Consider the following 18,590-nt stretch of genomic DNA (forward strand, 5'->3'; position numbering starts at 1 on the left):
ATCTCGCCGTGCCCGGATGCCGGATGCCCTGTTTCGCCCCAAGCACCATAAGCAAACTTCCGGAGGACCCCCGTGGCACTTGACGTGCTCACCGACCTGAGTAAGGTCCGCAACATCGGCATCATGGCTCACATTGATGCTGGCAAGACCACCGTCACTGAGCGCATCCTGTACTACACGGGTGTCAATCACAAGATCGGCGAGACGCACGACGGCGCCTCGACCATGGACTGGATGGCGCAGGAGCAGGAACGTGGCATCACCATCACGTCTGCCGCGACGACCTGTTTCTGGGCCGAAAACCAGATCAACATCATCGACACGCCCGGTCACGTCGACTTCACCGTTGAGGTGGAGCGTTCGCTCCGCGTCCTCGACGGCGCTGTCGCAGTGTTCGACGGCAAGGAGGGCGTTGAGCCTCAGTCCGAGACCGTCTGGCGCCAGGCCGACAAGTACGACGTGCCCCGCATCTGCTTCGTCAACAAGATGGACAAGCTCGGCGCTGACTTCTTCTACACGGTCGACACCATCGTCAAGCGCCTCGGCGCGAAGCCGCTCGTCATCCAGCTGCCCATCGGCGCCGAGAACACCTTCGAAGGTGTTGTCGACCTCGTCGAAATGCGTGCACTGACCTGGCGCGGCGACTCCAAGGGTGACGTCGAGATGGGCTCCAAGTACGCCATCGAAGAGATCCCCGCCGACCTCATCGAGCAGGCCGCGGAATACCGCAAGCTTCTCCTCGAGACCGTCGCCGAGACCGACGATGACCTCATGGAGAAGTACTTCTCCGGCGAAGAGCTCACCGTGTCCGAGATCAAGCACGCGATTCGGGGTCTCACGGTCGCCAGCGAGATCTACCCGGTCCTCTGTGGTTCCGCGTTCAAGAACCGCGGCGTCCAGCCGATGCTCGACGCCGTCGTCGACTACCTCCCCACCCCGCTCGACGTGCCGGCCATCGAGGCCCACGACGCGCGCGATGAGGAAAAGGTCATCATGCGTCACCCCGACGCGACGGAGCCGTTCACGGCCCTCGCGTTCAAGGTTGCCGTGCACCCGTTCTTCGGTCGCCTGACCTACGTTCGCGTGTACTCCGGTCACCTTGACTCCGGCGCCCAGGTCGTCAACTCGACCAAGGGCAAGAAGGAGCGCATCGGCAAGATCTTCCAGATGCACGCCAACAAGGAGAACCCGGTGGCCTTCGTGACCGCCGGTCACATCTACGCGGTCATCGGCCTCAAGGACACCACCACAGGAGACACCCTGTGCGACCCGAACGCGCAGGTCGTGCTCGAGTCGATGACGTTCCCTGACCCGGTCATCGAGGTCGCGATCGAGCCGAAGACCAAGCAGGACCAGGAGAAGCTGGGTCTTGCGATCCAGAAGCTGGCCGAAGAGGACCCGACCTTCCGCACCGAGCAGAACCAGGAAACTGGTCAGACGGTCATCAAGGGAATGGGCGAACTGCACCTGGACATTCTGGTCGACCGGATGCGGCGTGAATTCAACGTCGAAGCCAACGTCGGCAAGCCCCAGGTCGCATACCGCGAGACCATCCGCAGGGCGGTCGAGCGTCACGACTACACGCACAAGAAGCAGACCGGTGGATCCGGGCAGTTCGCGAAGATCCAGATCGCGATCGAGCCGCTCGAGATCACTGCCGAGAAGAGCTACGAGTTCGTCAACAAGGTCACGGGTGGCCGCATCCCCCGGGAATACATCCCCTCGGTGGATGCAGGAATCCAGGATGCGCTGCACGTCGGCGTCCTGGCCGGTTACCCGATGGTGGGCGTCAAGGCAAGCCTGCTTGACGGTGCCGCACACGACGTCGACTCCTCGGAGATGGCGTTCAAGATTGCCGGTTCGATGGGCTTCAAGGAAGCTGTTCGTAAGGCTGACCCTGTTCTGCTCGAGCCGCTGATGGCCGTCGAGGTGCGTACCCCTGAGGAATACATGGGCGACGTCATCGGTGACCTCAACTCGCGTCGTGGACAGATCCAGACCATGGAGGACGCTCAGGGCGTGAAGGTAATTCGCGCCAACGTTCCGCTGTCGGAGATGTTCGGATACATCGGTGACCTGAGGTCGAAGACCTCTGGCCGCGCGGTGTACTCGATGACCTTCGAGAGCTATGCGGAGGTCCCCAGGGCTGTAGCCGAAGAGATCATCCAGAAGAACAAGGGCGAGTAGCCTAAAGCCTTCCGGTCTCTTACGGGCCTTCGGGCCCAAATCGCTTCGGCCTCCCGGCCCGAGTAGCATAAGTACACAAATCCAGCAGTTTCACCGTCCGCAAACCAGCGGTCGATGGAGCCATGAGTCCTGAGGAGGACCCACAGTGGCCAAGGCCAAGTTCGAGCGGACCAAGCCGCACGTAAACATCGGAACGATCGGTCACGTTGACCACGGAAAGACCACGCTGACTGCAGCGATCTCCAAGGTCCTCGCCGACACGTACCCGTCCAAGACGAACGTTCAGCGCGACTTCGCGTCGATCGACTCTGCTCCGGAAGAACGCCAGCGCGGTATCACGATCAACATCTCGCACGTTGAGTACGAGACCGAAAAGCGTCACTATGCGCACGTTGACGCACCGGGCCACGCTGACTACATCAAGAACATGATCACCGGTGCTGCTCAGATGGACGGCGCGATCCTCGTGGTTGCCGCTACTGACGGCCCGATGGCTCAGACCCGTGAGCACGTTCTGCTCGCGAAGCAGGTCGGCGTGCCGTCCCTGCTCGTCGCACTGAACAAGTCCGACATGGTTGATGACGAAGAGATCCTTGAGCTCGTTGAGCTCGAGGTTCGCGAGCTCCTCACCGCCCAGGGCTTCGACGGCGACAACGCTCCCGTCGTGCGCGTCTCCGCACTCAAGGCGCTGGAAGGCGACGAGAAGTGGGTCGGCAACATCCTTGAGCTCATGAAGGCTGTCGACGACTACTTCCCGGAGCCCGTCCGCGACAAGGACAAGCCCTTCCTGATGCCGATCGAGGACGTCTTCACGATCACCGGTCGTGGAACCGTCGTCACCGGCCGCGCCGAGCGTGGAACCCTCAAGATCAACTCCGAGGTCGAGGTTGTCGGCATCCGCCCGACCATCAAGACCACGGTCACTGGTATCGAGATGTTCCACAAGCAGCTCGACGAGGCTTGGGCCGGCGAGAACTGTGGTCTTCTTCTTCGTGGCACCAAGCGCGAAGACGTCGAGCGCGGCCAGGTTGTCGTCAAGCCGGGTTCGGTCACGCCGCACACCGACTTCGAGGGCACCGCGTACATCCTGTCAAAGGATGAGGGTGGGCGTCACAACCCGTTCTACGCGAACTACCGCCCGCAGTTCTACTTCCGCACCACGGACGTCACCGGCGTCATCACGCTGCCTGAGGGCACCGAGATGGTCATGCCCGGCGACACCACCGACATGAACGTCGCGCTGATCCAGCCGATCGCCATGGAAGAGGGCCTCGGCTTCGCCATTCGTGAAGGTGGCCGCACCGTCGGCGCCGGAACGGTGACCAAGATCATCAAGTAGTTCCTTTCACCGGCTCAGTCACCTCGGTGATCGAACCGGTCGAGATCAAGGGGTCGGTCCTTCGGGACCGGCCCTTTTTTCATGCCCCAGTACCCGTCCGTGGGCGGAACATCACCGCCCACGTTGCTCCCGCGCGCAGGTGATTCCCAACCATCGGGAACTAGCCTTGTCACGCAACCCAATCGTCCCAGATCGGAGAACTTCGTGAACTTCAACGACATCAGCCGCAAGGCGCAAGACTTTCTCAAAACGGAGAAGGGCGAAAAGCTCGCGGACAAGATTCTCGACGGAGGAGCCGCCGCCGCGAACAAGGTCACCGGCAACAAGCACGCCGAAAAAGTGCAGAATGCCCGAGACGCGGCGGACAAACACCTCGGTCGCGGCGACGGTCCGACCGACCGCGATGCTCGAGGGACTGGGCCAGACGCCCGCTAGACTCTGGTCGAACTCCCGCCGGTGATCGAGCTGGTCGAGGTCGAATCGGGGTGGGGCCGCGCGGCGCGGGTCTAGCGCCGGTTCGCTTGTGGCATGCCACCCGCGCAGCGGCGCGCCTTCCGCGGAGTGGGCCGTGGCCTGTTCTCCACAGGAGGCCCAGTCGGAAAAGAGTGCACAGACTGCGGCGATCGGTCGGGCCTCAGGCCCGCGTCAATCCACAGTCAGTGGATGCCCAACTCTCCTGACGACAACATCCCACCCACCGGTCTCCTTCTCGCGGGTGACTTTCGCAGGGCCTTCGATACCGATCTGCGGCTGCGTCGGCACGCGGCTAGGGGCGAACTGCACCGGTTGGCTCGCGGCCAGTACATCGATGCCACCGCGTGGGCAGCGCTGAACTCGGACCAGCGGTACGCGCTCCGAGTGCGCGGGGCGGCCGACACTCGGCAGACGGAGCTCGTGATCTCCCACCAATCCGCGGCTGTTCTCTGGGGTCTCCCGGCACTGTTCGGCTGGCCCCCCGAGGTTCACTTCCTCACCGAACGCACCCGCGGTGGGCGCTCGACCCCGGGGATCCGTAAGCACGCGACCGGGCTCATCCTGCGCGATACCGCCGTCGAGGACGGGCTCCTGGTTACCAGCATCGAACGCACGGTCGTCGACGTCGCCGCCACTCTCGACCTGAAATCCGCGGTGGCTATGGCCGACCGCGCCATTGCGGTGGATCGCATGGGCGTGATTGGTCCCCTGACAACCAGGACCCGACTCATCGACACCTGGGAACGGATGTTGCCTTTCCGGGGGTCCGTGCGGGCGCGCGCCGTGATCGATTTCGCGTCGACACTGTCGGGTTCTCCGAACGAGTCCGGCAGTCGCGTCAACGTCGCGCTGAATGGATTCCCCGAACCGGAGCTGCAGCATCCGTTCGTCGTCGACGGCACAACAGTGTTCACCGACTTCTACTGGGTTGACGAGGACTCGGTGGGGGAGGCCGACGGGAAGCGGAAGTACTTCGACCCGGTGATGCTCGATGGCCGCACCACCGCCGATGCGATCTACGACGAAAAACGTCGGGAGGATGGCGTGCGTCGACAGGTGCACGGGTTCACTCGCTGGGACTTCCGTGTCGGTATGAGCCAGGGCCGGTTGCGCACCCGGTTGCTGCAGTTGGGGCTGTCAATCGGGCGCCCACGACTGCAATTGAGGTAAGGCGCGCGAGGTGCGCCGGTGCGCGGGTGGCATGCCACGCGCGGAGTGGCGCAGCACCCGCGCGAGGCCTGACCGGGCGAGGCGACGCGCCCGGGGTGCCGGCAGCCAAGGCCCGGAACGACGCGGATGTGCCGACACGCCGCACGCGACACGCCCGGGTTGCACAATGACCCGACCCTGTGGCAGACTCTTCTAGTTCAACACTTTCGACTGCCGCGCTGCACGCGGTGTCGGGATCACTGCCAGGCAGTGCATAGCTTGTGCCGTTCGCCGTGAAAAGCGCCAGGTGCACAGTTAGGCCGCGGGTAGCAGGACATAGCTCAAACCAACAGCCGGGAATGCTGGGTAAATCCATGCCTTCCCCCATGCGCGAGTGTGGAGCAGCGGGTTGGCTCGGCAGGACCGCTCCGCGGGCCGGCCGAAATTGACAGATGAACAGTGGTGCGACAGCAGCAGTGCTACTACGGCGTCCAATGCAGCCCTCGGGATGTACGAAGCCTTGACAAGAAAGCGAGTTCGACATGGCGGGACAGAAAATCCGCATTCGACTTAAGTCGTATGACCACGAGGTCATCGACATCTCGGCGCGCAAGATCGTCGACACAGTGACCCGCGCGGGTGCAACTGTCGTCGGTCCCGTGCCGCTTCCGACCGAGAAGAACGTGGTGTGTGTCATCCGTTCGCCTCACAAGTACAAGGACAGCCGGGAGCACTTTGAAATGCGCACCCACAAGCGTCTGATCGACATCATTGACCCGACCCCGAAGGCCGTCGACTCGCTTATGCGTCTCGACCTGCCGGCCGACGTCAACATCGAGATCAAGCTCTAGGGCCCGCGATGTCTTACGCAGATACCAAGACCACCAAGGGTCTCCTCGGCAAGAAGCTCGGCATGACGCAGGTCTGGGACGAGAACAACAAGCTCGTTCCCGTCACCGTCATCGAGATCTCGCCCAACGTTGTCACCCAGATCCGCAGCAAGGACATCGACGGCTACGCCGGCGTCCAGATCGCTGCTGGGGCCATCGACCCGCGCAAGGTCAACAAGCCTTCCGCCGGACACTTCGAAAAGGCAGGCGTCACGCCTCGCCGTCACCTCACTGAGCTCCGCACTGCGGATGCCGCTGACTACACCCTGGGCCAGGAACTCACCGTTGACGGTGTCTTCGCTGCCGGTACCAAGGTCGACGTCATGGGCACCAGCAAAGGTAAGGGCTTCGCCGGTGTCATGAAGCGTCACAACTTCAAGGGTGTTTCCTCCTCGCACGGTTCCCACCGTAACCACCGCAAGCCCGGTTCCATCGGTGCTTCCTCGACCCCGAGCCGTGTCTTCAAGGGCATGCGCATGGCCGGTCGCATGGGTGGCGAGCGCGTCACCGTGCTGAACCTCAAGGTTCACGCCGTAGACGCCGAGAAGGGCCTCCTGCTGGTCAAGGGTGCCGTTCCCGGTGCCAAGGGCCGCCTCGTATTCGTCCGCAATGCAGTGAAGGGAGCCTAGTCCTATGACTACCTCACTCGATCTCATCGACGCCAAGGGTAAGAAGGCCGGCTCTGTCGAGCTTCCCGCCGAAATCTTTGACGTTCAGACCAACGTCCCGCTGATCCACCAGGTCGTCGTTGCGCAGCTCGCTGCCGCACGTCAGGGTACGCACAAGACCAAGCGTCGTGGCGAGGTTTCCGGCTCCGGCCGCAAGCCGTTCAAGCAGAAGGGCACCGGTCGCGCTCGTCAGGGCTCGATCCGCGCCCCTCAGATGACCGGTGGTGGCATCGTCCACGGACCGACCCCGCGTAACTACGAACAGCGCACCCCCAAGAAAATGATCGCGGCAGCACTGCGCGGATCGCTTTCCGACCGCGCCCGTGGCGACCGCCTTCACGTCGTGACCGCACTTTTCAGCGCCGAGACGCCCAGCACCAAGGGCGCCATCGAGCTGCTCAGCCAGATCGCCAGCAGCAAGCACGTGCTGGTTGTTCTGGAGCGCACCGACGAACTGACGCTTCGCAGCATCCGCAACCTGCCGACGGTGCACGTTCTGCCGTGGGACCAGCTGAATGCCTATGACGTGCTCGTCAGCGACGACATCGTCTTCACCAAGGGCGCCTTCGACGCGTTCGTGGCGAGCAAGACCAAGAAGGAAGAGGTGCCCGCATAATGGCTACCCCGATCAACAAGGATCCCCGCGACGTCATCATCGCTCCGGTCGTCTCTGAAAAGAGCTATGGCCTGATCGACGAAGGCAAGTACACCTTCATCGTGGACCCGCGCTCGAACAAGACCGAAATCAAGCTCGCGATTGAGAAGATCTTCAAGGTAGAGGTCGCTTCGATCAACACCATGAACCGCATCGGCAAGACGCGTCGCACGAAGTTCGGTCAGGGCAAGCGCAAGGACACCAAGCGTGCCATCGTCACGCTCAAGTCCGGTTCCATTGACATCTTCACGGCCGTCGGCTAAGCGGCGCGGACTAGAGGAATAAGAAATGGCTATTCGTAAGTTCAAGCCCACGACTCCCGGTCGTCGCGGTTCATCTGTTGCAGACTTCGCAGAGATCACCCGCTCCACGCCGGAGAAGTCACTGCTTCGCCCCCTGTCCAAGACCGGTGGCCGCAACAACCAGGGTCGCATCACCACGCGTCACATCGGTGGTGGACACAAGCGTCAGTACCGTCTAATCGACTTCCGTCGTAACGACAAAGACGGCGTCAACGCCAAGGTCGCTCACATCGAGTACGACCCGAACCGTACGGCGCGCATCGCGCTCCTGCACTTCATGGACGGTTCCAAGCGCTACATCATCGCCCCGAACAAGCTGAACCAGGGCGACATCGTAGAGTCGGGCGCCGGTGCTGACATCAAGCCCGGCAACAACCTGCCGCTGAAGAACATCCCGACCGGTACCATCATTCACGCGGTCGAGCTGCGTCCGGGCGGTGGCGCCAAGATGGCCCGCTCCGCCGGATCGTCTGTTCGTCTCGTCGCGAAGGATGGCATCTACGCCCAGCTGCGACTGCCGTCCGGAGAAATCCGTAACGTCGACGCCCGCTGCCGCGCCACGATCGGCGAGGTCGGCAACGCCGAGCAGTCGAACATCAACTGGGGCAAGGCCGGTCGTATGCGCTGGAAAGGCGTTCGCCCGACCGTTCGTGGTGTTGCCATGAACCCGGTCGACCACCCGCACGGTGGTGGTGAGGGTAAGACGTCCGGTGGACGTCACCCCGTCAGCCCTTGGGGCCAGAAAGAAGGGCGTACCCGCCACCCGAACAAGGAAAGCGACAAGCTCATCGTTCGTCGCCGTACCGTCGGCAAGAAGCGTAAGTAGGAGTAGACGATGCCACGCAGTCTCAAGAAAGGCCCGTTCGTTGACGACCACCTGCTTCGCAAGGTTGTCAAGGCGAACGAAGCCAGCAGCAAGAACGTAATCAAGACCTGGTCGCGCCGGTCGATGATCATCCCCGGCATGCTCGGGCACACCATCGCCGTGCACGACGGACGCAAGCACATCCCGGTGTTCGTCACCGAGAGCATGGTCGGGCACAAGCTCGGCGAGTTCGCGCCCACCCGCACCTTCCGTGGACACGTGAAGGACGACAAGAAGGGCCGTCGCCGCTAACGCGGGGACGTGAAGGAGGATAAGAAATGGTGGAGTCGATCGCACGCGTGCGTCACATCCGCGTTACCCCCCAGAAGGCTCGTCGCGTTGTCAACCTGATCCGCGGCAAGCAGGCCTTCGAGGCCCTGGGAATTCTGAAGTTCGCGCCGCAGGGCGCGAGCGACCCGGTATACAAGCTGGTCGCCTCGGCGATAGCCAACGCCCGAGTCAAGGCAGATGCAGCGAACACCTTCCTGGACGAGCAGGACCTGTTCGTCAGTCAGGCGTTCGTTGACGAGGGTACGACCCTCAAGCGTTTCCAGGCCCGCGCACAGGGTCGCGCATTCCAGATCAAGAAGCGCACGAGCCACATCACGGTTGTGCTCGCCACTCCTGAGGAGGGTACGAAGTAATGGGTCAGAAAGTAAACCCCTATGGCTTCCGTCTGGGAATCACGACCGACCATGTGTCGCGTTGGTTCTCTGACAGCACGAAGCCTGGCCAGCGTTACAGCGACTTCGTCGCTGAAGACGTCAAGATCCGCCGCCTGTTGAGCACCAGCCTCGACCGCGCCGGCGTTTCCCGCATCGAGATCGAGCGCACTCGTGACCGCGTTCGCGTCGACATTCACACCGCCCGTCCGGGCATCGTGATCGGTCGCCGCGGCGCGGAGGCCGAGCGCATCCGCTCCGACCTCGAGAAGCTCACCGCGAAGCAGATCCAGCTGAACATCCTCGAGGTGAAGAACCCCGAGGTGGACGCTCAGCTCGTCGCTCAGGGCATTGCCGAGCAGCTCTCCGCTCGAGTGGCCTTCCGCCGCGCGATGCGTAAGGGCCTGCAGGGTGCCCAGCGCGCCGGCGCCAAGGGTGTTCGCATCCAGGTGTCCGGTCGCCTTGGTGGCGCCGAGATGAGCCGTTCGGAGTTCTACCGCGAAGGCCGTGTGCCCCTGCACACCCTGCGTGCGAACATCGACTACGGCTTCTACGAAGCCAAGACCACCTTCGGCCGCATCGGCGTGAAGGTCTGGATCTACAAGGGCGACATCACCAACAAGGAACTCGCTCGCGAGCAGGCCAACGCAAAGTCGTCCCGCCCCGAGCGTCGTGACGACCGACCGCGTCGTGCGCCCCGCGCAGAGGCAGCGGCCCCGGTTGCAGCAGGAGTTGAGGCATAACCATGTTGATTCCACGCAGAGTCAAGCACCGCAAGCAGCACCACCCGGGCCGTACCGGTCACGCAACCGGTGGTACCGAGCTGTCGTTCGGTGAGTACGGCATCCAGGCGCTCACGCCCGCCTATGTGACGAACCGCCAGATCGAGTCCGCTCGTATCGCGATCACCCGTCACATGAAGCGCGGCGGCAAGGTCTGGATCAACATCTACCCAGACCGCCCGCTCACCAAGAAGCCGGCCGAAACCCGCATGGGTTCCGGTAAGGGTTCCGTCGAGTGGTGGGTTGCCAACGTCAAGCCGGGTCGCGTCCTTTTCGAACTCAGCGGTGTCACCGACATCGTTGCCAAGGAAGCGCTGACCCGCGCAATTCACAAACTGCCCTTGAAGGCACGCATCATCAAGCGCGAGGAGGGCGACGCATAATGGCGATCGGATCCAAGGAGCTCGCCTCAGTCGAGCTCGACACTTTTGAAAACGAGCGGTTGTTCGATGAGCTGAAGAAGGCGAAGGAAGAACTTTTCAACCTTCGCTTCCAGTCGGCCACCGGCCAGCTCGAAAGCCACGGCCGCCTCCGCGCGGTCAAGCGCGACATCGCTCGCATCTACACGGTTCTCCGTGAGCGCGAGTTGGGTATTCGCCCGACTCCCGCACCGGTCGAGGCTCCGGCCAAGGCTGAGAAGAAGACCAAGAAGGCCAAGCCTGCAGTTGAGGCTGACGCCGTCGAGACGAAGGAGGCCTAGTCATGGCGAAGACTGACGAAAAGGTCGTCGCTGTCGAGGCTGAAGCTCTCGTTCGCGGCTACCGCAAGACGCTGCGTGGTTATGTGACCAGCGACAAGATGGACAAGACCATCGTTGTCGAGGTTGAAGACCGCGTGAAGCACCCCCTGTACGGCAAGGTCATCCGCCGTACGTCCAAGCTGAAGGCTCACGACGAGGCGAACATCGCCGGCATCGGCGACCTGGTCCTGATCAGTGAGACCCGTCCGCTCAGCGCCTCCAAGCGCTGGCGCCTGGTCGAGATCCTCGAGAAGGCCAAGTAGGCCTCGCGCCTACTTGATAGAAGGGTATAAAAAGTGCTTCAGCAAGAATCACGACTCAAGGTCGCAGACAACACGGGTGCCAAGGAGCTGTTGACCATTCGCGTGCTCGGCGGCTCCGGTCGCCGCTACGCAGGCCTCGGCGACACGATCGTCGCCACGGTCAAGGATGCGATCCCGGGCGGAAACGTCAAGAAGGGCGACGTCGTCAAGGCCGTCGTCGTTCGCGTCAAAAAGCAGACCCGTCGTTCAGACGGTTCGTACATCAAGTTCGATGAGAACGCCGCAGTGATTTTGAAGAACGAAGGTGACCCCCGCGGCACCCGTATCTTCGGACCGGTCGGTCGCGAGCTCCGCGACAAGAAGTTCATGAAGATCATCTCGCTGGCACCGGAGGTTATCTAAATCATGGCCAGACTCAAAAAGGGTGACCTCGTAGAGGTCATTACCGGCCGCACCCAGGCCCGCGGCGGAGACCGTGGCAAGCAGGGTATAGTCATCGCCGTCCTGGTGGAGAAGAACCGTGTCCTCGTCGAGGGCATCAACTTCGTCACCAAGCACGTTCGCGTGGGCCAGACCCAGCGCGGCACCAAGACCGGTGGCATCGAGACCATGGAGGCGCCGATTCACGTGTCCAACGTGGCACTCGTCGACCCGGAGACCAAGAAGCCGACTCGCGTCGGTTTCCGCCTCGAAGAAGTAACGAAGGACGGCGTCACCAAGACGGTCCGCGTTCGTTACGCCAAGAAGTCAGGGAAGGACCTCTGATGACCGACTCTTCAGTTGCAGCAGCAGAAGCGCCCGTCGAGGCAGCCCTGCCGCGTCTCAAGCAGAAGTACCGCGATGAGATCATGGCCCAGCTCACCAAGGACCTCGGCTTCACGAACGTTCACCAGGTTCCGAACCTGGTCAAGATCGTCGTGAACATGGGTGTCGGCGAGGCAGCTCGCGACGGCAAGATCATGGATGGCGCCGTCTCCGACCTCACCAAGATCACCGGTCAGAAGCCGCAGGTCACCAAGGCACGTAAGTCGATCGCGCAGTTCAAACTGCGTGAAGGACAGCCCATCGGCACGCACGTCACACTTCGTGGCGACCGCATGTGGGAGTTCCTCGACCGGCTCCTGAGCCTGGCTCTGCCGCGCATCCGCGACTTCCGCGGTTTGAGCGACAAGCAGTTCGATGGAAGCGGTAACTACACCTTCGGGCTCACCGAGCAGGTCATGTTCCACGAAATCGACCAGGACCGGATCGACCGTATCCGCGGTATGGATATCACGGTTGTGACGACGGCCAAGAACAACGACGAAGGACGCGCGCTGCTCAAGGCGCTGGGCTTCCCGTTCAAGACGGCCGAAAACACCAAGTAAAGTAGCTCCTTGGCTCTTGTAGTAAAAATCCGGGGCTGGACAACCGTCCAGCCCCACCACGACCAAGGTCGTCATCCGTGTAACGGATGAACGAAACCAGGCGAGAAAGGCACCACAAATGACAATGACAGATCCGGTCGCAGACATGCTGACCAGACTGCGCAACGCTAACTCGGCGTTCCACGACACCGTGTCCATGCCGCACAGCAAGCTCAAAGCGAACATCGCAGACATCCTCAAGGCCCAGGGTTACATCTCGGCGTGGGATGTCAAGGATGCAGAGGTCGGCAAGACCCTCACGCTCAACCTCAAGTTTGGTCCGAACCGCGAGCGTTCCATCGTCGGCATCAAGCGGGTTTCCAAGCCCGGCCTGCGCGTGTACGCGAAGTCGACCGAAATTCCCACCGTTCTCGGTGGCCTCGGCGTTGCCATCCTGTCCACCTCCAGCGGTCTGCTCACCGACCGCCAGGCCGAGAAGAAGGGCGTAGGCGGAGAAGTTCTCGCCTACGTGTGGTAGCCGACAATGTCACGTATCGGAAGACTCCCCATCCCGATCCCCGCGGATGTCACGGTCGCCGCTGAAGGCCAGCGCGTCAGCGTCAAGGGCCCGAAGGGTGAGCTCGCGCTCACCGTCGCGAACCCCATCGAGGTCAAGATCGAAGACGGTCACGTTGTCGTCACTCGCCCGAACGATGAGCGCAACTCGCGCTCGCTGCACGGACTGACCCGGACGCTGATCGCAAACCAGATCATCGGGGTGACGGTGGGATACACCAAGTCCCTCGAGATCGTCGGTACCGGTTACCGCGTCGCCCAGAAGGGCAGCTCGATCGAGTTCGCCCTCGGCTTCTCGCACCCGGTCCTCGTCGAGGCACCTGCCGGAATCACCCTCACCGTCGAGAGCGTTAACCGCCTCACGGTCGGTGGCATCGACAAGCAGGCTGTCGGCGAGGTCGCCGCCAACATCCGTAAGATTCGCAAGCCAGAGCCCTACAAGGGCAAGGGTGTGCGTTACGCCGGCGAGATTGTTCGCCGCAAGGCCGGAAAGAGTGGTAAGTAACCATGGGTCTCGGAACTAGAGGTAAGAGCAAGGCTGCTGCCCGCGGACGCAGGCACACACGTCTTCGCAAGAAGATCGAGGGGACCGCGCTTCGTCCGCGTCTCGTCGTGACCCGTTCGGCTCGCCACGTCTTCGTGCAGGTCGTCGATGACAGCAAGGGCTTCACCCTTGCTTCGGCGTCCACGCTTGAAGACGGTCTGCGCACCTTCGATGGTGACAAGACCGCCAAGGCACGCAAGGTCGGCGAGCTCGTCGCCGAACGTGCGAAGGCCGCCGGCATCGAAGCCGTCGTATTTGACCGTGGCGGAAGCAAGTACGCAGGACGCGTCGCTGCGATCGCCGATGGAGCTCGAGAGGGTGGATTGAACCTGTGAGCACTGAAACCGCTAGCACAGCAACGAAGGAGACCGTGGTGGCTGCAGAGGCACCCGTCGAGACCGCTGCGTCAACGGCACCCGCCCAGAACGAGCCTCGTGAGGCTCGTCGTGGCGGCCGTGAGCGCAACCCGAACAAGGACCGCGGAAGCCGCGATGCCGACAAGAGCCAGTTCCTGGAGCGCGTTGTCACCATCAACCGCGTTTCCAAGGTGGTGAAGGGTGGTCGTCGCTTCAGCTTCACCGCCCTCGTCGTCGTCGGTGACGGAAACGGCCTCGTCGGCGTTGGATACGGCAAGGCCCGCGAGGTCCCGACCGCTATCTCCAAGGGTGTCGAGGAAGCGAAGAAGAACTTCTTCCGCGTTCCCCGCGTCGGCCTGACGATTCCGCACCCCGTTCAGGGCGAAGCCGCAGCCGGAGTTGTCCTGCTGCGTCCCGCCGCGGCCGGTACCGGCGTTATCGCCGGTGGCCCGGTGCGCGCCGTCCTTGAGTGCGCAGGCATCCACGATGTCCTGAGCAAGTCGCTCGGTTCGTCGAACACCATCAACATCGTTCACGCCACCGTCGAGGCCCTGCACCAGCTCGAAGAGCCGCGTGCGGTTGCGGCTCGTCGTGGCCTCGCGTATGAAGACGTCGCTCCGGCGCGTTTCCTGCGTGCCGACGCCGCAGCAGCAGCAGCTGCAGCGGCAGCAAAGGCAGGTGCCTGATGGCTCGCCTCAAAGTGACACAGATCAAGTCCAAAATTAGTGAGAAGCAGAACCAGCGCGACACGCTTCGCAGCCTGGGTCTCAAGCGCATTGGCGCAGTCACGATTCGCGAGGACAACTCGCAGAACCGCGGCTACGTCAACACCGTTGCTCACCTCGTAAAGGTCGAGGAGATTGACTAATGGCTGACGAGAAGGAAGCTGCCGCCGCAGCCGCCAAGCCCGCCACTGCAAAGAAGGTGGCCCCCAAGAAGGCTGCCGCCGCCAAGGTCGCCGTGAAAGTTGCTCCGACCGAAAAGCGCGAGCAGGTCCTGAAGGTCCACCACCTTCGCCCCGCCCCCGGAGCCAAGAAGTCGCGCATGCGCGTCGGTCGTGGTGAAGGATCCAAGGGTAAGACCGCCGGCCGTGGTACCAAGGGCACGAAGGCACGTTACAACGTGCGTATCGGGTTCGAGGGTGGCCAGATGCCGCTGCACATGCGTACTCCGAAACTGCGCGGGTTCAAGAACCCGTTCCGCGTCGAGTACCAGGTTGTGAACCTGGAAAAGCTTGCCGAGCTCTACCCGAACGGTGGCGATGTAACCATCGCCGACCTGGTCGCCAAGGGCGCGGTACGTGACAACGAGAAGGTCAAGGTGCTCGGCAACGGTGACATTGCCGTTAAGCTGAACATTGCAGTGGATAAGGTCTCCGGCTCAGCAGAGCAGAAGATCGTCGCTGCGGGTGGCTCAATCAAGTAAGTCCGTAGACGCTGAGCGAGCTTGTCGAGGCCACCAATCGAAATCTTTCGATGCCGGTCTCGACAAGCTCGTTTTTCTCGTTATTAACTGGAGGCATTGTGTTCAGCGCCATTGCGCGGATATTCCGCACGCCCGACCTGCGCAGGAAAATCGGGTTCAGCCTGGGTATTGTTGCCCTGTTCCGACTGGGCTCGTTCATCCCGGCTCCCTTCGTCGACTTCGGAAACGTGCAAGCGTGTCTGGCGGCGAACCAAGGGACCAGCGGCCTCTATGAGCTTGTCAACCTCTTCAGCGGCGGTGCCCTGCTGCAGCTGTCGGTCTTCGCGCTCGGCATCATGCCGTACATCACGGCCTCGATCATCGTGCAACTTCTGCGCGTGGTCATCCCTCACTTCGAGACCCTGCACAAGGAGGGCGCGTCCGGACAGGGCACGCTCACCCAGTACACGCGGTACCTCACCATCGCCCTCGCAATCCTCCAGTCGACGACGCTGATCACCGTGGCCCGCAGTGGCGCTCTCTACGGAACCTCTGCCAGTGCCGAGTGCTCCCAGCTGCTCACCAATGACGCCTGGTACGCAATCATGCTCATGGTCATCACCATGACCGCCGGTACCGGCCTGATCATGTGGATGGGTGAGCTCATCACCGAGCGCGGCATCGGCAATGGGATGTCGCTTCTGATCTTCACGTCGATCGCAGCGCTGTTCCCGGGTTCGCTCGCCTCCATCGGCCAGCAGAAGGGCATCGAGGTTCTGCTGGTCGTGCTCGCGATCGGCCTGGTCGTCGTCGCCGCAGTGGTCTTCGTCGAACAATCCCAGCGCCGCATCCCTGTGCAGTACGCCAAGCGGATGGTCGGTCGCCGCACCTACGGCGGCAACAACACGTACATTCCGATCAAGGTGAACATGGCCGGTGTCGTGCCCGTTATCTTCGCCTCGTCCCTGCTGTACCTGCCGGCTCTGATCGCTCAGTTCAACCAGCCGGCCGCGGGACAGGCTCCGCCGGCGTGGGTCACCTGGGTCACCAATAACCTCACCCAGGGCAACGACCCGCTGTACATGGCGCTGTACTTCCTCCTCATCGTCGGGTTCACCTACTTCTACGTCGCGATCACCTTCAACCCCGAAGAGGTCGCCGACAACATGAAGAAGTACGGCGGATTCATTCCGGGCATTCGTGCCGGTCGCCCGACCGCCGAGTACCTGGACTTCGTCCTCACCCGGGTCACGCTGCCCGGTGCCCTGTACCTCGGCCTGATCGCCCTACTGCCTCTGATCGCGTTCTCCGCGATCGGCGCCGACCAGAACTTCCCGTTCGGCGGGGCCAGCATTCTGATTGTGGTCGGTGTCGGACTGGAGACGGTCAAGCAGATCGACGCACAACTCCAGCAGCGCCACTACGAAGGGCTTCTCCGATGACCCGTCTTCTCCTGATCGGGCCGCCCGGTGCGGGCAAGGGTACCCAGGCTGAACGCCTGTCCGAGGCCTTCGCGGTGCCGGCCGTGTCCACTGGGGACATCTTTCGGTACAACGTCAAGAACGACACCGAGCTGGGTCTCCAGGTCAAGTCATTCATGGATGCCGGCGCCTACGTGCCGGACACCCTCACGAATGCCATCGTGTCCGACCGGTTGAAGCAGGATGACGCAGTCGACGGATTCCTCCTTGATGGCTATCCGCGAACGCAGGATCAGGTTTTCGAACTCGACCGCATGCTCGAGGCCGACAATGATGCGCTCGATGCTGTCGTGCTGATCGTGGCCGACACCGAAGAGGTCGTCGCCCGGCTACTGAAGCGTGCCGCGGAGCAGGGGCGTGCAGACGACACGGCTGACGTCATCCGTCATCGTCTCTCCGTCTACGAAGAGCAGACCGCCCCACTGATCGACATCTACTCCGCCCGCGGACTTGTGGTCACCGTCGACGGCCTCGGCGCCGTCGACGAGGTGACCGGACGTATCCTCGCGGCTCTGGCCGCGCGCGGAGTATCCGTGCCCGCCACCAGCGGAGACGCAGCCAGCGCCTCCTAACCCGGACGTGCGCCCCTGCGGCAGGCGCGTCCTCAGCAGTTTGCAGAGAATTTCACGATGAGCCTTCGACGTTCCATCTACAAGTCGCCGGCGCAGATGCGGTTGATGATCGCACCCGGGTTGGCCACGGCCGCATCGCTCGATGCGGCTCGGGCGGCCATCCGGGTCGGCGCTACCACACTGGAGCTCGACGCTGCGGCGGAAGCTGCCATCGTGGCCCACGGTGGCCTGCCCAACTTCAAGCTTGAACAGGGGTACCACCACACGGTGTGCGCGTCCGTCAACGACGATGTCGTGCACGGCATCCCGGGTGTGCGCGTACTCGGTGCCGGTGACATCGTCTCGATCGACAGTGGTGCGATCATCGAGGGCTGGAACGGCGACGCTGCGTTCTCCTATGTGATTCCCGACTCTGACCGTCCGGAGATCGTTGCCGAGCGCCAGAAGCTGTCCGACGTGACCGAGCAGTCGTTGTGGCACGGGATCGCGCGCCTCGCGGTGGCCCGCCACCTCAACGAGGTGGGTGAGGCCATCGAGGACTACGTTGAATCCCAGGGTAGCTACGGGATCCTCACCGACTACGTCGGCCACGGCATCGGCCGCTCCATGCATGAGGCCCCGCCCGTGTTCAACTACCGCGTGCGCCAGAAGGGCCCGGACGTGAAGCCCGGACTCGTGATCGCCATCGAGCCCATGGTCGTTCTGGGGTCCATCGACACGTATGTGCGCGAGGATGACTGGACTGTCGCCACCAGCGACGGACTGGCCGCCGCGCACTGGGAGCACAGCGTTGCAGTGCACAAGGACGGTATCTGGGTGCTCACCGCTGCCGACGGCGGCGCCGCGGCGCTTGCTCCGTTCGGCATCACCCCCGTTCCGATCACGTAGCCCGCGTCGCCGAGGCCGCAGCGCTACGTGTAGGGCCTGGTCTTTTCAGACGCCCGGAAGCGGGAAGATTGAGGGAGGACAAACTGTCCGTCTCGGCAATCGGAAAAGAGCGATTCAATGAGGATTCTCGTCATCTGCGGTGCTGGAGCTTCCAGTGCCTTCGTTGCGCACCGGGTTCGCCACACCGCGAAGGCCCGCGGTCTGGACGTGCACGTGTCTGCGGGCAGCGAATCGGACCTTCCGGCCTCCCTCGGCCCTATCGACGTGCTCCTGGTTGGTCCTCACCTGGCGCCCCGCTTCGAGAAGATCCGCCTTCAGGCCGTCCACGCCGGCGTTGGCGTGGCCCTGATGGAGGCCACCGTCTTCGCCTCACAAAACGGCGATGAAGCCCTCGACGCGGCCATCTACGCCTACAAGACGCGCGACTGGGCCGACACGAAGAAGTAGC

Annotated in this window: 28 protein-coding genes; all 28 read left to right on the top strand. The window is 62.7% G+C overall.

Going from position 1 to position 18,590, the window contains the following annotated elements:
- Positions 1–72: 72 nt before the first annotated feature.
- The 28 genes from fusA to E3O65_RS08700 all read left to right on the top strand — a co-directional run bounded on the left by fusA (position 73) and on the right by E3O65_RS08700 (position 18,589).
- Complete coding sequence (fusA, locus tag E3O65_RS08565; RefSeq protein WP_134363316.1) at positions 73–2,187, top strand: elongation factor G; 2,115 nt, start codon at positions 73–75, stop codon at positions 2,185–2,187.
- Between the two features lie 145 nt (positions 2,188–2,332).
- Entirely contained in the window at positions 2,333–3,526 is a 1,194-nt protein-coding gene (gene tuf / locus E3O65_RS08570) for an elongation factor Tu (RefSeq protein WP_134363317.1), read from the top strand.
- Positions 3,527–3,730: 204 nt separating this feature from the next.
- A complete protein-coding gene (locus tag E3O65_RS08575) occupies positions 3,731–3,961 on the top strand; it encodes an Rv0909 family putative TA system antitoxin (protein WP_241985812.1) in 231 nt (76 codons plus the stop codon).
- Between the two features lie 228 nt (positions 3,962–4,189).
- Positions 4,190–5,170 (top strand): hypothetical protein, encoded by a 981-nt coding sequence (locus E3O65_RS08580; RefSeq protein ID WP_134363319.1) that lies wholly within the window; start codon positions 4,190–4,192, stop codon positions 5,168–5,170.
- Positions 5,171–5,691: 521 nt separating this feature from the next.
- A complete protein-coding gene (gene rpsJ / locus E3O65_RS08585) occupies positions 5,692–6,000 on the top strand; it encodes a 30S ribosomal protein S10 (protein WP_035834607.1) in 309 nt (102 codons plus the stop codon).
- Positions 6,001–6,008: 8 nt separating this feature from the next.
- Positions 6,009–6,668: a 50S ribosomal protein L3 gene (gene rplC, locus E3O65_RS08590; RefSeq protein ID WP_134363320.1), complete on the top strand. Its 660-nt coding sequence runs from the start codon at positions 6,009–6,011 to the stop codon at positions 6,666–6,668.
- A gap of 4 nt (positions 6,669–6,672) precedes the next feature.
- The gene (rplD, locus tag E3O65_RS08595; RefSeq protein ID WP_134363321.1) at positions 6,673–7,323 is read left to right on the top strand and encodes a 50S ribosomal protein L4; all 651 of its coding nucleotides are present in this window, start codon (positions 6,673–6,675) and stop codon (positions 7,321–7,323) included.
- Positions 7,323–7,625 carry a 50S ribosomal protein L23 gene (gene rplW, locus E3O65_RS08600; RefSeq protein ID WP_104100968.1) on the top strand — a complete coding sequence of 101 codons (303 nt, stop codon included), beginning with the start codon at positions 7,323–7,325 and terminating at the stop codon, positions 7,623–7,625. The genes rplD and rplW overlap by 1 nt, the downstream gene beginning before the upstream one ends.
- Positions 7,626–7,650: 25 nt before the next feature.
- Complete coding sequence (gene rplB / locus E3O65_RS08605; RefSeq protein ID WP_104100967.1) at positions 7,651–8,490, top strand: 50S ribosomal protein L2; 840 nt, start codon at positions 7,651–7,653, stop codon at positions 8,488–8,490.
- 9 nt (positions 8,491–8,499) lie between these two features.
- Positions 8,500–8,781: a 30S ribosomal protein S19 gene (gene rpsS, locus E3O65_RS08610; protein ID WP_104100966.1), complete on the top strand. Its 282-nt coding sequence runs from the start codon at positions 8,500–8,502 to the stop codon at positions 8,779–8,781.
- 26 nt (positions 8,782–8,807) lie between these two features.
- A complete protein-coding gene (gene rplV, locus E3O65_RS08615; protein WP_104100965.1) occupies positions 8,808–9,173 on the top strand; it encodes a 50S ribosomal protein L22 in 366 nt (121 codons plus the stop codon).
- Entirely contained in the window at positions 9,173–9,934 is a 762-nt protein-coding gene (rpsC, locus tag E3O65_RS08620) for a 30S ribosomal protein S3 (protein ID WP_134363322.1), read from the top strand. The genes rplV and rpsC overlap by 1 nt, the downstream gene beginning before the upstream one ends.
- Before the next feature lie 2 nt (positions 9,935–9,936).
- Positions 9,937–10,356: a 50S ribosomal protein L16 gene (gene rplP / locus E3O65_RS08625; RefSeq protein WP_104100963.1), complete on the top strand. Its 420-nt coding sequence runs from the start codon at positions 9,937–9,939 to the stop codon at positions 10,354–10,356.
- Entirely contained in the window at positions 10,356–10,673 is a 318-nt protein-coding gene (gene rpmC, locus E3O65_RS17420) for a 50S ribosomal protein L29 (protein WP_134363323.1), read from the top strand. Before rplP ends, rpmC begins: the two co-directional genes overlap by 1 nt.
- A gap of 2 nt (positions 10,674–10,675) precedes the next feature.
- Positions 10,676–10,975 (top strand): 30S ribosomal protein S17, encoded by a 300-nt coding sequence (gene rpsQ / locus E3O65_RS08635; protein ID WP_134363324.1) that lies wholly within the window; start codon positions 10,676–10,678, stop codon positions 10,973–10,975.
- Positions 10,976–11,008: 33 nt separating this feature from the next.
- Entirely contained in the window at positions 11,009–11,377 is a 369-nt protein-coding gene (gene rplN / locus E3O65_RS08640) for a 50S ribosomal protein L14 (protein ID WP_104100960.1), read from the top strand.
- 3 nt (positions 11,378–11,380) lie between these two features.
- Positions 11,381–11,740, top strand: a complete 360-nt coding sequence (rplX, locus tag E3O65_RS08645; protein WP_134363325.1) for a 50S ribosomal protein L24 — start codon at positions 11,381–11,383, stop codon at positions 11,738–11,740.
- The gene (rplE, locus tag E3O65_RS08650; RefSeq protein WP_134363326.1) at positions 11,740–12,342 is read left to right on the top strand and encodes a 50S ribosomal protein L5; all 603 of its coding nucleotides are present in this window, start codon (positions 11,740–11,742) and stop codon (positions 12,340–12,342) included. Before rplX ends, rplE begins: the two co-directional genes overlap by 1 nt.
- A gap of 118 nt (positions 12,343–12,460) precedes the next feature.
- Positions 12,461–12,859 carry a 30S ribosomal protein S8 gene (gene rpsH, locus E3O65_RS08655; protein WP_134363327.1) on the top strand — a complete coding sequence of 133 codons (399 nt, stop codon included), beginning with the start codon at positions 12,461–12,463 and terminating at the stop codon, positions 12,857–12,859.
- 6 nt (positions 12,860–12,865) lie between these two features.
- A complete protein-coding gene (gene rplF, locus E3O65_RS08660; protein ID WP_134363328.1) occupies positions 12,866–13,402 on the top strand; it encodes a 50S ribosomal protein L6 in 537 nt (178 codons plus the stop codon).
- A gap of 2 nt (positions 13,403–13,404) precedes the next feature.
- Positions 13,405–13,776, top strand: a complete 372-nt coding sequence (gene rplR / locus E3O65_RS08665) for a 50S ribosomal protein L18 (RefSeq protein ID WP_134363329.1) — start codon at positions 13,405–13,407, stop codon at positions 13,774–13,776.
- Positions 13,777–13,811: 35 nt separating this feature from the next.
- Positions 13,812–14,483, top strand: coding sequence for a 30S ribosomal protein S5 (gene rpsE / locus E3O65_RS08670; protein WP_104101028.1), 672 nt, complete (start codon positions 13,812–13,814; stop codon positions 14,481–14,483).
- On the top strand, positions 14,483–14,665 hold the full coding sequence (gene rpmD, locus E3O65_RS08675; RefSeq protein ID WP_174235710.1) for a 50S ribosomal protein L30: 183 nt from the start codon (positions 14,483–14,485) through the stop codon (positions 14,663–14,665). The genes rpsE and rpmD overlap by 1 nt, the downstream gene beginning before the upstream one ends.
- Positions 14,665–15,222 (top strand): 50S ribosomal protein L15, encoded by a 558-nt coding sequence (rplO, locus tag E3O65_RS08680; RefSeq protein WP_134363330.1) that lies wholly within the window; start codon positions 14,665–14,667, stop codon positions 15,220–15,222. Before rpmD ends, rplO begins: the two co-directional genes overlap by 1 nt.
- A gap of 98 nt (positions 15,223–15,320) precedes the next feature.
- The gene (secY, locus tag E3O65_RS08685) at positions 15,321–16,643 is read left to right on the top strand and encodes a preprotein translocase subunit SecY (protein ID WP_134363331.1); all 1,323 of its coding nucleotides are present in this window, start codon (positions 15,321–15,323) and stop codon (positions 16,641–16,643) included.
- Entirely contained in the window at positions 16,640–17,254 is a 615-nt protein-coding gene (locus E3O65_RS08690; RefSeq protein WP_134363332.1) for an adenylate kinase, read from the top strand. Before secY ends, E3O65_RS08690 begins: the two co-directional genes overlap by 4 nt.
- Positions 17,255–17,311: 57 nt before the next feature.
- The gene (map, locus tag E3O65_RS08695) at positions 17,312–18,142 is read left to right on the top strand and encodes a type I methionyl aminopeptidase (protein WP_134363333.1); all 831 of its coding nucleotides are present in this window, start codon (positions 17,312–17,314) and stop codon (positions 18,140–18,142) included.
- Positions 18,143–18,259: 117 nt separating this feature from the next.
- Entirely contained in the window at positions 18,260–18,589 is a 330-nt protein-coding gene (locus E3O65_RS08700) for a PTS sugar transporter subunit IIB (protein WP_134363334.1), read from the top strand.
- Position 18,590 lies beyond the last annotated feature (1 nt).

It is taken from the genome of Cryobacterium breve (assembly GCF_004402375.1).
In the GTDB taxonomy this organism is placed as follows: Bacteria; Actinomycetota; Actinomycetes; order Actinomycetales; family Microbacteriaceae; genus Cryobacterium; species Cryobacterium breve.